Origin of the sequence: Pseudoalteromonas sp. US3C1013, assembly GCF_048401115.1 — a bacterium.
Taxonomy (GTDB): domain Bacteria; phylum Pseudomonadota; class Gammaproteobacteria; order Enterobacterales; family Alteromonadaceae; genus Pseudoalteromonas; species Pseudoalteromonas undina.
The window spans coordinates 940,078-953,404 of record NZ_CP183075.1; the positions used below are offsets into that span (position 1 = coordinate 940,078).

Annotated in this window: 13 protein-coding genes; all 13 read left to right on the plus strand. The window is 40.6% G+C overall.

Going from position 1 to position 13,327, the window contains the following annotated elements; all coding sequences use genetic code 11:
* Positions 1-68 precede the first annotated feature (68 nt).
* The 13 genes from rbfA (at position 69) to ACNSN2_RS04420 (ending at position 13,296) form a co-directional block, all read left to right on the plus strand.
* Positions 69-476, plus strand: a complete 408-nt coding sequence (gene rbfA / locus ACNSN2_RS04360; protein WP_008467148.1) for a 30S ribosome-binding factor RbfA — start codon at positions 69-71, stop codon at positions 474-476.
* Positions 476-1,420, plus strand: a complete 945-nt coding sequence (truB, locus tag ACNSN2_RS04365; protein WP_054202156.1) for a tRNA pseudouridine(55) synthase TruB — start codon at positions 476-478, stop codon at positions 1,418-1,420. Before rbfA ends, truB begins: the two co-directional genes overlap by 1 nt.
* Positions 1,421-1,529: 109 nt before the next feature.
* Positions 1,530-1,799 (plus strand): 30S ribosomal protein S15, encoded by a 270-nt coding sequence (rpsO, locus tag ACNSN2_RS04370; protein ID WP_006793376.1) that lies wholly within the window; start codon positions 1,530-1,532, stop codon positions 1,797-1,799.
* A gap of 350 nt (positions 1,800-2,149) precedes the next feature.
* Positions 2,150-4,276 (plus strand): polyribonucleotide nucleotidyltransferase, encoded by a 2,127-nt coding sequence (gene pnp, locus ACNSN2_RS04375; protein ID WP_054202157.1) that lies wholly within the window; start codon positions 2,150-2,152, stop codon positions 4,274-4,276.
* A gap of 348 nt (positions 4,277-4,624) precedes the next feature.
* Positions 4,625-5,497 (plus strand): lipoprotein NlpI, encoded by an 873-nt coding sequence (gene nlpI / locus ACNSN2_RS04380; protein ID WP_075170569.1) that lies wholly within the window; start codon positions 4,625-4,627, stop codon positions 5,495-5,497.
* Entirely contained in the window at positions 5,481-6,620 is a 1,140-nt protein-coding gene (locus tag ACNSN2_RS04385; protein WP_418608641.1) for a hypothetical protein, read from the plus strand. Before nlpI ends, ACNSN2_RS04385 begins: the two co-directional genes overlap by 17 nt.
* Positions 6,621-6,874: 254 nt before the next feature.
* A complete protein-coding gene (locus tag ACNSN2_RS04390) occupies positions 6,875-9,667 on the plus strand; it encodes a monovalent cation/H+ antiporter subunit A (protein WP_418608642.1) in 2,793 nt (930 codons plus the stop codon).
* The gene (locus ACNSN2_RS04395) at positions 9,667-10,014 is read left to right on the plus strand and encodes a Na+/H+ antiporter subunit C (RefSeq protein WP_054202160.1); all 348 of its coding nucleotides are present in this window, start codon (positions 9,667-9,669) and stop codon (positions 10,012-10,014) included. The genes ACNSN2_RS04390 and ACNSN2_RS04395 overlap by 1 nt, the downstream gene beginning before the upstream one ends.
* The gene (locus ACNSN2_RS04400; RefSeq protein WP_010391405.1) at positions 10,011-11,528 is read left to right on the plus strand and encodes a monovalent cation/H+ antiporter subunit D; all 1,518 of its coding nucleotides are present in this window, start codon (positions 10,011-10,013) and stop codon (positions 11,526-11,528) included. The genes ACNSN2_RS04395 and ACNSN2_RS04400 overlap by 4 nt, the downstream gene beginning before the upstream one ends.
* Positions 11,528-12,064 (plus strand): Na+/H+ antiporter subunit E, encoded by a 537-nt coding sequence (locus tag ACNSN2_RS04405; RefSeq protein ID WP_054202162.1) that lies wholly within the window; start codon positions 11,528-11,530, stop codon positions 12,062-12,064. The genes ACNSN2_RS04400 and ACNSN2_RS04405 overlap by 1 nt, the downstream gene beginning before the upstream one ends.
* Positions 12,058-12,327, plus strand: a complete 270-nt coding sequence (locus tag ACNSN2_RS04410) for a K+/H+ antiporter subunit F (RefSeq protein ID WP_008114565.1) — start codon at positions 12,058-12,060, stop codon at positions 12,325-12,327. The genes ACNSN2_RS04405 and ACNSN2_RS04410 overlap by 7 nt, the downstream gene beginning before the upstream one ends.
* Positions 12,328-12,336: 9 nt before the next feature.
* The gene (locus ACNSN2_RS04415) at positions 12,337-12,669 is read left to right on the plus strand and encodes a Na+/H+ antiporter subunit G (protein ID WP_008114566.1); all 333 of its coding nucleotides are present in this window, start codon (positions 12,337-12,339) and stop codon (positions 12,667-12,669) included.
* Between the two features lie 132 nt (positions 12,670-12,801).
* Positions 12,802-13,296, plus strand: a complete 495-nt coding sequence (locus ACNSN2_RS04420) for a DUF2059 domain-containing protein (protein WP_055011750.1) — start codon at positions 12,802-12,804, stop codon at positions 13,294-13,296.
* The last annotated feature ends 31 nt before the right edge of the window (positions 13,297-13,327 follow it).

The window sequence follows — 13,327 nt, forward strand, 5'->3', positions numbered from 1 at the left end:
ATTTGTGTATCCATTATTTAGTTAACTTATTATTGTTTTTCAATAGGTTATAATTTTAGGAAAGTGAAATGAGAGAATTTTCTCGCACTGATCGTGTTGCTCAGCAAATTCAAAAAGAAATTGCTGTGATTCTACAACGCGAAATTAAAGATCCGCGCTTAGGCATGGTGACAGTGTCTGCGGTAGAAGTATCGCGCGATTTATCTTATGCCAAAGTTTTTATCACCGTGTTTAACACTGAAGACGAAAATGCAGCAAAACAAAGTGCAAAAGTACTGAACGAAGCAACGGGCTATATCCGTTCGTTACTAGGTAAACGTATTCGCGCACGTATTATGCCAGAGCTTAAATTTGTGGTTGATAACTCATTAATGGAAGGGATGCGCATCTCTAACTTAGTGGACTCTATCATTCGTGAAGATAATGCTAAGCATGTTGATGATGAAACAGATAGCGAAGAAGGCACTAAAGACTAATGGCAAGACGCAGTAAAGGCCGTCCAGTTGATGGTATTTTGTTGTTAAACAAACCAGAAGGCATTTCATCAAACAAGGCATTACAGCAGGCTAAAGGTATTTATTTTGCGCAAAAAGCGGGGCACACAGGTGCGCTTGATCCGCTTGCGACCGGCATGCTGCCAATTTGTTTTGGTGAAGCGACTAAGTTTACCCAGTTTTTACTCGATACAGATAAAACCTATGTTGTTCGAGCTAAGCTAGGTGAACGTACTACCACATCAGACTCTGATGGCGAAGTGGTCGAAACTCGCGATGTGAATGTTACTTCCCAATTACTAAGCGAAGAGATTGCTAAGTTTTTAGGTGAGTCAGACCAATATCCATCAATGTATTCAGCGCTTAAATATGAAGGTAAACCTTTATATAAATATGCGCGTGAAGGCATAGAAGTTCCTCGCAAATGTCGAAAAATTAACGTATTTAGCTTAACGCTTGATGAGTTTGATGAGCAAGCTAACGAGATACAAATGACTGCACATGTATCCAAAGGTACGTATATTCGTACTATCGTTGATGATTTAGGTGAAAACTTAGGCTGCGGCGCGCATGTGATTATGCTGCATCGTAGTGCTGTTGGGCATTACCCTGCAGATAAAATGGTCACACTTGAGCAGTTAGAAGCGTTATTAAATCAAGCGAAAGAACAAGACGTTGCGCCTTCCACTTACCTTGACGAACTATTATTGCCAATGGATACCGCGTTAGTTGATTTACCCGTTGTGGAAATTACTAAAGAGCAGGGAATGGCATTTAGCCATGGTCAAGCTGTGGTGTTGGGTAAAGCCCTGCCTGAAGGTGCAATAAAGGTACTGGCTGACGGAATATTTATTGGTACGGGCGAACGTAATCCTGATGGCCATTTAAAATCAAAGCGCGGCTTGTCTAATCAACAACCAGAGTAAAGTTTAACTTGTAGTTATGCTGATAATTGGTAGAATACGCCCGCTTAATCGTTTTGGCTGAATTAGTGATCGGCTAAAGCACCTATTAAATTTAACTTTTGGAGTTATTATGTCACTAAGCAATCAAGAAAAAATCGATATCATTGCTAAATTCGCACGCGCTGAAGGCGACACTGGTTCACCTGAAGTACAAGTAGCATTACTTACTTTTGATATCAACAAGCTTCAAGGTCACTTTGCTGATCACAAGCATGACTTCCACTCACGTCGTGGTCTGCTTCGTAAAGTAAGCACTCGCCGTAAACTGCTTGATTACCTTAAAGGTAAAGATATCTCGCGTTACACTGCGTTAATCAAAGAGCTTGGCCTACGTCGCTAAGAACTTGATTATCAAAAGGGGAGCTTTTTAGCTCCTTTTTTTGTGTCTAAATTTCCCCATACCCACTATCCACATCGATTAATCCCCTTGAAATATCAGCTAAAAGCCACATTGTAAGTAACAGCAAAGTACATAATTTAGCAACGCGTTTATCTCTGGACTAAGCTCGCAATTTTACCTGACTTTGTTATATACTATGGCGCGTAGATAAAAAGGTTTATTTACGGTTATTTACATCATTGCCAATTGTAGTACTTAATTGATTTCCAACTGAATACAATTATGTACTGTAATTGGTACTTTGATGAAAACTTAATTAATACTAAAAATACATTTAAGGAATATTTTAAGTGCAAGCAATTATAAAAGAATTTCAACTAGGTCAACACACAGTGACGCTAGAAACAGGTGCTATCGCTCGTCAAGCTGACGGCGCAGTACTAGCAAGCATTGGCGACACGTCAGTACTAGTAACGGTTGTTGGTAAGCGTGAAGCTCAACCAGGTCAAGACTTCTTCCCACTAACAGTTAACTACCAAGAGCGTATGTACGCTGCTGGTCGTATCCCAGGTGGTTTCCTTAAACGTGAAGGTCGTCCTAACGATGGCGAAACACTTATTGCACGTCTTATTGACCGTCCAATTCGTCCACTTTTCCCAAATGGTTTCGTAAACGAAGTACAAGTTATCGCGACTGTTGTTTCTGTAAACCCTGAAATCCAACCTGATATGGTTGCGATGATTGGTACATCAGCAGCACTTGCTATCTCTGGTATCCCGTTCAGCGGTCCAATTGGTGCATCACGTGTTGGTTACATTAACGGTGAATACGTACTTAACCCGACACTAAAAGAGCTTGAAGAGAGCCAACTTGACTTAGTTGTTGCTGGTACTGATAACGCAGTACTTATGGTTGAATCAGAAGCAGACGTACTTGCTGAAGACGTAATGCTAGGCGCGGTTGTATACGGCCATGAGCAATCACAGTCTATCATCAATGCAATTAACGAATTTAAAGCAGAAGCAGGCAAGCCTACTTGGGATTGGACTGCACCTGAGAAAAACGTTGCATTAGAAGAGAAAGTAGCAACTCTTGCTGCTGATAAAGTAGGCGAAGCTTACCGTATTACTGATAAAGTAGCGCGTAAAGAAGCATTAACTGCTGCAAAAGATGCGGTTGTTGAAGCACTAACAAGCGAACTTGCTGAAGGCGAAACGCTTGATAAGCAAGAAGTAGGTAAAGTATTCGGTTCACTTGAGAAGAAAATCGTTCGTGGCCGTATCGCTGCTGGCGAAAAACGTATCGATGGTCGTGAACCAGATATGATCCGTGCTCTAGATGTAATGACGGGCGTACTTCCACGTACTCACGGCTCTGCAATCTTCACACGTGGTGAAACGCAAGCATTAGTAACAGCAACACTTGGTACAGAACGTGATTCACAGTTAATCGACGATTTAACTGGCACGCACAAAAACCACTTTATGCTTAACTATAACTTCCCTCCGTTCTGTGTAGGTGAAACTGGTTTTGTTGGTTCTCCTAAGCGTCGTGAAATCGGCCACGGTAACCTAGCTAAGCGTGGTATCCAAGCTGTAATGCCAACATTGACTGACTTCCCATATTCAATCCGTGTTGTATCTGAAATTACTGAATCAAATGGTTCATCTTCAATGGCATCGGTTTGTGGTACGTCTTTAGCGCTTATGAACGCAGGTGTTCCAATTAAAGCCTCAGTTGCGGGTATCGCAATGGGCTTAGTTAAAGAAGAAGAAAACTTTGTTGTTCTTTCAGATATCTTAGGTGATGAAGATCACTTAGGTGATATGGACTTTAAAGTAGCGGGTACAACTAACGGTATCACTGCACTGCAAATGGATATCAAAATTGAAGGTATTACTCAAGAAATCATGCAAATCGCGCTTAAACAAGCGAAAGCTGCACGTTTACACATTCTAAATGTAATGGACGAAGCGATTTCTGCACCTTCTGAAGAGTTATCTATGTTTGCTCCGCGTATTTACACGATGCAAATCCCACAGAAGAAAATCGCAGAAGTTATCGGTAAAGGTGGCGCAACTATCCGTCAGCTTACTGAAGAAACGGGTACTACGATTGAAATCGGTGATGATGGCACAATCAAGATTGCTGCTACAGACGGTGAAAGTGCAGCAAATGCAATTAGCCGTATTGAGCAATTAACTGCTGAGCTTGAAGTAGGTACTATCTACGAAGGTAAAGTGGTACGTATCGTTGATTTCGGTGCGTTTGTAAACATTCTTCCTGGTAAAGATGGCCTAGTGCATATCTCACAAATCAGCACTGAGCGTGTTAACAACGTTGCTGATCACCTTAGCGAAGGTCAAGAAGTTAAAGTTAAAGTACTAGAAGTAGACCGTCAAGGCCGTGTACGTCTAAGTATTAAAGAAGCAATGGAATCAGCAGCACCTGCAGCTGACGAGTCTAAAGACGCGTAATTGCTAAACTTTCATCCAGATAATTACTGGATAGTATAAAAAGGGGCTGTTTAGCCCCTTTTTTTATGCTTTAATGTTAGCAATTAATTGTGTTCATCATACTTATACCAACCTGCTTGGATATGGGACTTATTTTAACGATAAGAAAATTGCTCTATAACTAAGCAAAATTTTTGATATCTAGTTGTTCTAAATAAAAGAATTTTAACAACGTTATAGGGGTATTTAATTCGTTAAATTGTTCAAATATTTATGCCGGTTGATATTAATAACACATAACAGGAATGAACCTTACAAGACAGCTTATGTCTTATCTATTTGCTACTTACCTCGGTATTAAGGATTTTAATGAGACTTAAACATTTAGCCTTGGCATCTTTTGCTATTTTGTCTTTAAGCGCTTGTCAGGCTACTACTAAACCCGCTGCTATTATTAATGTGCCATTTACTGCACCGCTTGCATCAGATTTTAGAAATGAAATTGCCATTGCACGTTTTTCAGAGCTATTAAACAGAGCAGACTTGAGTACAGAACAACAAGCAAAGCTCTATTATGACCGTGGAGTACTGTTTGATAGCTTAGGCATGACGACTTTATCGCGAATTGATTTTAACCGAGCGGTTAAACTTAAGCCTGATTTGGCTGAAGTCTATAACTTTTTGGGTATTCAGCATACCTTGATGCAGCAATACGAAAAAGCATACGAGTATTTTGATTCAGCCATAGAGTTAGACCAAGAACATGAATATGCGTATTTAAATCGTGGTATTGCTTTGTACTATGGTGATAGAGCCACGCTTGCAAAGGATGACTTTAAAACATTCTTGGAGCGCTCTCCTAACGACCCTTATCGTGTATTGTGGCTTTATTTAGCTCAAGCAGCACAAGATAAAACCGCGGCAATCGCTGCGTTAAAAGCCAATGCGGCGGCCCTTGATGAAAATGAATGGGCGTATCAGCTTATTGCTTTGTATGTGGGTGATTTGAGTGAAAAAGCCTTTTTTTCAGGCATAGCCGATGGTGTAAGTTCACAACAAGAATACGCTCAGCGTTTATGTGAAGCTTATTTTTACTTAGCTAAACAGCACCAAGCCGCAGGTGAGCTCTCAATTGCCACAGATTACTTTAAATTGGCGCTAGCAACGAACGTACATGAATTTATAGAATATAAGTATGCGCGTTTAGAGCTTGAGTTGATGGCCAGTGAAAGCGCTGGCTAATTATTTAAAACTAAGTGCTTTATTACTGTGCGCTAGCGTTATTAGTGGCTCGAGTAATAAACAAAATAGCATTGGCTTTTGGCAAGTATTACATGCCAAGGCCAATGTGATTGACAGTTATTGGCAATTCCCTCGTTACTTTGCAAACCACATATTACAATTACCCACCACAGCCTTAGCAACCTTAGCTCGCAATAAAATAGCGGATGCTCAATATGGCTATGGGTTGTCATTATTAAGCAATAATCAAACTGAAACGGCTAAACTATTTTGGCAAGCAAGTTTGGATAAAATTACACGAGCACAGCAAAAAAAACTCGCCGACTCGTTATTTTCGCAACAGCGTTGGCAGGATTTAGCGCTACTAAAAAATCAAAATAAGCTTCCTAAAGGCGATATCTTTTATCATCTGCAATTACAGCAACAAGCACCCATAGAAACATTGAGTGCATCATTCATGGATAAGTTAGGGTTTTTACTTGCAAACGAGCAAGTTGAGATACAAAAGCAGTGTACATTTAATGTATTAATGTTGAGCGATCACCGAGATGGTTTATACAGGCTCAATCAATTTCGTAACGCGTACTTTCAAAACCCAGAGCCGAGTCTCAATACCTTTTGTTTTTCAAAACCAGTTTATGTGGGTAGTGCAATTAGCTGCAATAGTACTGAATCCTCCCGTGCTAAGTGCAATTGGCAACAATCATCGCTTAAAAAGCGGCTTCCCTCTGGGTTCGATTTTGCTGTTATGATGCCTAAGCAAGGTACTGCCAGTGTAAAAAATGGTTTAATGCATATTAATTCACAGGCTAGCTACGCGGTTTTTTTGCATGAATTAATGCACTTTAATGGCTTTGAAGATGAGTACGCTTTACCAGCAAAAAAGCAAGCGTGGTTATGTCAGCTTGATGGGTTTGTTGCTCCTAACTTATTTATTGCAAAAAAATCAGATGCTCCCAAAGGGTGGCACAAAAGCCAAAGTTGCCAACAAGGTGGCACTGCTTATAAACCCAGTGCACAGTGGTCAATTATGCAATATCAACAGTTAGGGCTATCAGCGCAATACCGTGTTTTGTGGCAGACCCATATAGCACTCAATGCTGATTTATTTGTACGATTTTAGTGGTTATAGACTCTGCCGTAAACTGTTTAAAAGCTAAGCTTGTTTTACTTCAGTTCATGAATTTATAGGCATTTTTGTTTGATTATTATCCCGCTAGCGGCGCTTTCTATAGACAAAAACTGCGTTTATCAGTATAACTGTACGTATTAATGTTGTTAAAAAACAGACATAAAACGTATACCCAAGTCACTTTGGTATTTAATAATAACAAGTAGCGAATTGATAAACTTTATGATTCAAAAAGGCCCTTCATTATGACTTTGCTCTGGATACCCCTGTTATCCTTATTAGGCAGTGTTATTTCTGCATGCACCGGCAAACTTTCTCGAAATCAGGCAACGAGCCTAACGGCTATTGCGCCATTAGCCGCGCTTGCAATTACACTTTATCATGCGCCTGCGATTCTCGCGGGAGAAACCATTCGTTTTAGCGCACAGTGGATACCTGCTTTAGGGCTGGATATTTCCTTACGCTTGGATGGATTAAGTTTACTGTTTTTATTTATGATTTTAGGAATAGGGCTGCTGGTTATTTTGTATGCCCGTTATTACCTAAGTCAAAATGATTCGCTGCCAAAGCTATTTAGCTACTTAATGTTATTTATGACCGCCATGCTGGGCATTGTTATGTCAAACAATGTGATTCAGTTATGGGTATTTTGGGAGCTAACCAGTATTAGCTCGTTCTTGCTGATCAGTTACTGGTGGCACAAATCAGAGGCGCGCAAGGGGGCGCGCATGGCATTAGCAGTAACCGGCGCAGGTGGTTTAGCCTTGCTGGGTGGTTTAATGTTGTTAGGCGATATTGTTGGAAGTTACGACTTAGACACCATTTTAGCTAGCAAAGCGATTATTCAATCTCACGACTTATATGAATTAGCACTGGTATTAGTTTTACTGGGTGCTTTTACTAAATCTGCACAATTTCCGTTTCATTTTTGGTTACCGCACGCTATGGCTGCACCTACGCCGGTAAGTGCGTATTTACACTCTGCCACCATGGTAAAAGCAGGTATCTTTTTACTTGCGCGTTTTTATCCCGCATTAGCGGGTACCGATACTTGGTTTTTATTAGTCGGTTTGACCGGTTTAACCACGTTATTATTTGGCGCTTATATCGCGTTATTCAAACATGATTTAAAAGGCTTGTTAGCCTATTCAACGATTAGTCATTTGGGTTTAATTACATTATTACTTGGTCTGGATACACAGCTTGCAACCGTTGCCGCTATTTTTCATATTATTAACCACGCGACGTTTAAAGCGTCGTTATTTATGGCAACCGGTATTATTGATCATGAAACCGGGACTCGTGATATGCGCAAACTCAATGGCATGTGGCGCTACTTACCTTATACGGCAACCTTGGCGATGGTGGCTGCTGCCGCTATGGCAGGTGTACCGTTGTTAAATGGTTTCTTATCAAAAGAAATGTTCTTTGCTGAGACACTACATCAGCAAGTGCTTGGCTCTATGTCGTGGCTAATTCCGGTGCTGGCAACTGTAGCGGGTGCGTTGTCGGTGGCGTACTCATCACGCTTTATTCATGACGTGTTCTTTAATGGTGAGCCAATTGATTTACCACGTACCCCTCATGAAGCGCCGCGTTATATGCGTGTGCCTATAGAGATCTTAGTGGTACTGTGTATTTTAGTGGGTATTTTTCCACACTTTGTCGTTGACGGTATTTTATCAGCCGCGTCGCTGGCTGTACTTGGTCAAGCTATGCCCGAGTACAAGTTGACTATTTGGCATGGTTTCAATTTACCTCTACTTATGAGTGGTATGGCGGTAATTGGTGGTTTATTTATTTACGTTAATCGAAAGTACTTGTTCCAGTTCCAAGCGTCGTTACCTCCTTTTAACGCTAAAAAAATCTTCGAGCGTTTTTTAGCGGTAGTGGTCAATTGGTGTCAAAACAAAATCCAATCAACAGAAAATGGCTCATTACAACGTTATGTATTTATAATGTTAGGCGTTGTATTACTTGCCTCTGGTTGGCCATTATTTGAAATGAAGCAGCTAGCTGGTAGCGTGCCTAATACCCCGGTTGATATTCAAAACGCAATTGGTGCAGGACTACTCATAATAGGTGCAATTGCTACCGTTATTTGGCATCGAATTCGAATGGTGTCGTTATTAATGCTGTCGATTGTGGGACTAATGGTGTCGGTGGCGTTTACCCGTTTTTCAGCGCCTGACTTGGCCTTAACGCAACTTACTGTAGAAGTAGCGACTATTATACTATTAATGTTGGCACTGTTTTTCTTACCTCAAAGCACGCCAAGAGAGTCAAGCTCATTGCGTATTTTACGTGATGTGGTTATCTCCTCTACCGTGGGGATCATTATTGCGAGTATTTGTTACGCCTTACTGACTCGTCCGCTTGATTCAATTTCTGAGTTCTTTATTGCTAACGCCAAAACAGGCGGTGGTGGTACTAATGTAGTTAACGTTATTTTGGTTGATTTTAGGGGCTTTGATACTTTAGGTGAAATTACCGTGTTAGGTATTGCCGCACTGGGCATATTTAAACTGTTATCAAGAATTCCACTTTATATGCCAGCGAGCGATAGTGAAGGGCGTCCATGGTCTAAAGATCGCCATCCTATTTTATTGGCTTGTATTTCTCAAAGCTTACTGCCATTAGCGCTATTAGTGTCTGCTTATATTTTCCTACGCGGTCATAACTTACCTGGAGGAGGCTTTATAGCAGGCCTCGTAACTTCTATTGCCTTTATTTTACAATATATGGCGCATGGTACTGCGTGGATAAATGAACGCTTTGATGTTAACTATCGAAAAATTATTGCATCAGGTATTGCTATTGCCATGTTTACAGGTGTGGGAAGTTGGTTCTTTGATAAGCCATTTTTAACTACCTGGTTTGATTACTTTGATATTCCGTTTGTTGGTAAAACAGAGCTTGCCAGCGCCATTGTATTTGACTTGGGCGTGTACTTAACTGTTGTTGGCGCTACGCTGATGATCCTTGCGAGCTTAGGTAATATGACCGCGAACGCAGAGAAAGAAGAGGTAAATATTTAATGGAACTGTTATACGCATCTTGCGTTGGCGTGTTAGTCACCTGTGGCGTGTTTTTATTACTAAGAGCGCGTACATTCCCAGTGGTACTGGGGCTGACAATGATTTCTTACGCGGTTAATTTGTTTTTATTCTCATCAGGGCGCTTAACAATTAATAAGGCCGTGGTACTAGGGACTGGCGCTGATTACGCTGACCCGCTACCACAAGCCTTAGTGTTAACAGCCATTGTAATTGGCTTTGCGATGACTGCGTTTGTGGTTATTTTATCTATTCGAGGCCGAGCAGATTTAGGCAACGACCATGTTGATGGCACCCTAACTAAAAATAAACGCAAGGAGAGAAAATGATTCAGCATTTAGCATCTTTGCCTATTTTACTGCCAATGCTAGCGGCAATTATTTTGTTGCTCCCACCGTGTGGCAAAAGCTTATTTGCACGCCGATTTATGTCTAGCTTAATGGCTATTTTAACCTTTGCAGTTACGGTATTACTGCTAATTCAGGTTAAAGATAATGGAATTATTGTTTATGCAATAGGTAACTGGTCTGCACCATTTGGTATTGTACTGGTTGCAGATATGCTCTCGACCTTGTTAGTCACTTTAACCGCCTTTTTGGGGGTTGGCGTGGCTTTATATGGCTGTGCTGGTGATGATGAACAAGGTAGCTTTTTTCACCCTTTAATCCATTTTTTAATACTAGGGGTAAATGGTGCATTTTTAACAGGGGATTTATTTAACGTCTTCGTATTTTTTGAAGTGTTATTAATTGCCTCTTATGCGCTGTTAATGCACGGTGGCGGTAAACCCAAAACGCGCGCTGCTCTGCATTACGTTATTTTAAATTTAGTAGGTTCAAGCGTATTTTTAATTGGTTTAGGTATTTTATACGGAGTATTAGGCACCTTAAATATTGCTGATATGGCCAATAAAGTACCGCAGCTAAGTGGTGACGACGTTTATTTAGCAAAAGCGGGCGGGTTATTATTACTCGTTGTATTTGCACTTAAAAGTGCGTTATTACCATTGCATTTATGGTTACCAAACGCCTACTCAAGTGCCACACCTGTGGTTGCTGCATTATTCGCGATTATGACTAAAGTTGGTGTTTATGCGACCTTACGTGTATACACGGTTATTTTTGGTGAACAAGCTGGCGAACTTGAGCATATGGCGCAGTCTTGGTTATGGGCGCTGGCTATTGCCACCATAGTGATTGGCGCAATAGGGGTGTTAGCCGCACAAGATTTACGTAAGCTTACCGCTAATTTAGTACTGGTTTCTGTAGGGACGTTGGTGGCATTAGTCGCACTCCAAAACATAAATGCCACCGCTGCATTGCTTTACTATTTAGTGCATTCAACGTTAGTGACTGCGGCGCTATTTTTACTTGCTGATTTAATTGCAACACAACGAGGTAAAGCTGGTGATCGATTAGTCGGCGGGCGTGCAGTAAAGCAACCATTTTTATTAGGTGCGTGTTTTATTATTGCCGGTTTAACCGTTATTGGTATGCCACCTTTTTCGGGCTTTGTTGGCAAAATTTGGATTTTAAAAACGACCTTAAATAGCGAGCAAGCACTGGTATTTTGGCCTGTTTACTTAATTATGAGCTTAGCGCTAATTGTGGCTATATCACGTGCAGGTACTAGTTTGTTTTGGGAACGTAAAGACAAAACAGGTGATGCTAGCGATGCTGCCAATGCCCACCCGCTACAAGTGACCGTGTTAGTTGGTTTATTGGCAAGTTCAATACTACTGGTTATTTTTGGTGACGTGGCAACACAGTACGCCCTCGAGGCGGCAACACAGCTTCACGACATTAGTGGTGGTATTAATGCGGTACTTAAGGGAGGTATGTAATGCGCTTACAAGCTCGTTTTGGTTGGTTACCTACGCCGTTTCGTAGTCTATTTTTATTTATAGTATGGCTCTTGTTAAATAACAGTGTGTCGGTAGGGCATATTATATTAGGGGCGCTACTCGCGTTGCTAATACCGTTATTTAGTATGTCGTTTAGAGACCCGCAACCGCTGATATTAAAGCCGGGGCTAGCACTTAAGCAATTACTAATCGTACTTTACGATATTATAGTGGCTAACTTGCAAGTGGCATTATTAATTCTGGGCCCTTCAAAAAATCTGCGTCCAGGCTTTGTTAAAGTGCCTATAGATTTAATGCATGAAATGCCAATTACTATTTTAGCAAGCTGCGTGTCTTTAACGCCGGGTACGGTAAGTGCCGAGGTTTACCCGCTGATTAAATCGCTTAATGAAGACGATGAACCGGTACAGCGTTATTTATTAATTCACGTGTTAGATTTAGATGATGAGCAAGCGCTTATTAAACAAATAAAAGCACGTTACGAAGCTCCCCTAAAGGAGATATTTCAATGTTAGATACAGTATTACTGATTGTTTTTTCAATGGTTGGATTGTCGTTATTACTTAATCTATGGCGACTTATTATTGGCCCATCAGTACCGGATCGTATTTTAGCGCTCGATACTATGTACATTAACGTGATTGCACTGATTATTTTATATAGCATTAGCATGGGCACGGGGCTGTACTTTGAAGCAGCCTTACTTATTGCCATGCTTGGGTTTATAAGTACGGTAGCTGTATGTAAGTATTTACTTCGCGGCGACATAATTGAGTAAGGTATTAAAATGATAAGTGAATGGATCGTATCAATATTGCTGCTATTAGGCGGGTTATTTATTTTAATTGGCTCAATTGGTTTAATTAAATTACCTGACTTTTTTATGCGTTTACATGGGCCAACAAAAGCCACCACTTTAGGTATGGCGAGTATACTTACCGCTGCTATGGTATTTTTTGCTAATTCAGTCAGTGGCTTAAGTGTAAAAGAAATATTAATCACTATATTTCTATTAATCACTGCACCTATTAGTGGCTATATGCTGATTAAAACCGCTATTCATCATAAGCTTAAAGCTAAAGAGGGAACGAAAGGGCTCGATAATATCGAAAAAGATTAGCTCTGGGAATAAACGATTAAAAGCCGAATAAACACCTGTTATTCGGCTTTTTCGTTTTTTAGTTGTCCCCATTTACAACACTTGTTGAACATGTGATTATGACGCTAATTCAAATACAAAAAGGATATTAATATGGGTAAGGTAATACTGCTTTCACTTTTAATTTTTTCAACTAACCTTGCAGCGCAAACTGCCAAACAGCAAAAAATTGATGAGCTGGTAGAGGTGATGAACATGGATGCCATGGTTGACTCTATGTATGCGCAAGTTGAGGGCATGATGCAAAATATGTCAGTGCAAATGGGCGTAAAGCCAGATGAGAAAGCAATTTTCGACAAATATTATGCTGATATGACCGAGGTATTAAAAACAAAAATGAGCTGGCAAAAAATGCAGCCGATGATGATTAACCTCTACGATAAACAATTTACTGAACAAGAAATTAGCGACATGTTAGCTTTTTATAAGACAGAGTCAGGGCAGGCTATTTTGAAGAAAATGCCACAAGTAATGCAAGAATCAATGCAAATGTCACAAGCCTTAGTACAAGACGCTATGCCTGAAATTCAAGCAATTGCGGGTGAGCTTGGTGAAGCACTTAAGCAATCTCGAAGCAAAGCAAACTAAGCACTACAGTAACTCTCAAATTTAGCAGTCA

Coding starts and splice junctions, on each gene's coding strand:
- rbfA (WP_008467148.1), top strand. CDS start 69: ATGAGAGAATTTTCTCGCACTGATCGTGTTGCTCAGCAAATTCAAAAA.
- truB (WP_054202156.1), top strand. CDS start 476: ATGGCAAGACGCAGTAAAGGCCGTCCAGTTGATGGTATTTTGTTGTTA.
- rpsO (WP_006793376.1), top strand. CDS start 1,530: ATGTCACTAAGCAATCAAGAAAAAATCGATATCATTGCTAAATTCGCA.
- nlpI (WP_075170569.1), top strand. CDS start 4,625: ATGAGACTTAAACATTTAGCCTTGGCATCTTTTGCTATTTTGTCTTTA.
- ACNSN2_RS04390 (WP_418608642.1), top strand. CDS start 6,875: ATGACTTTGCTCTGGATACCCCTGTTATCCTTATTAGGCAGTGTTATT.
- ACNSN2_RS04395 (WP_054202160.1), top strand. CDS start 9,667: ATGGAACTGTTATACGCATCTTGCGTTGGCGTGTTAGTCACCTGTGGC.
- ACNSN2_RS04400 (WP_010391405.1), top strand. CDS start 10,011: ATGATTCAGCATTTAGCATCTTTGCCTATTTTACTGCCAATGCTAGCG.
- ACNSN2_RS04405 (WP_054202162.1), top strand. CDS start 11,528: ATGCGCTTACAAGCTCGTTTTGGTTGGTTACCTACGCCGTTTCGTAGT.
- ACNSN2_RS04410 (WP_008114565.1), top strand. CDS start 12,058: ATGTTAGATACAGTATTACTGATTGTTTTTTCAATGGTTGGATTGTCG.
- ACNSN2_RS04415 (WP_008114566.1), top strand. CDS start 12,337: ATGATAAGTGAATGGATCGTATCAATATTGCTGCTATTAGGCGGGTTA.
- ACNSN2_RS04420 (WP_055011750.1), top strand. CDS start 12,802: ATGGGTAAGGTAATACTGCTTTCACTTTTAATTTTTTCAACTAACCTT.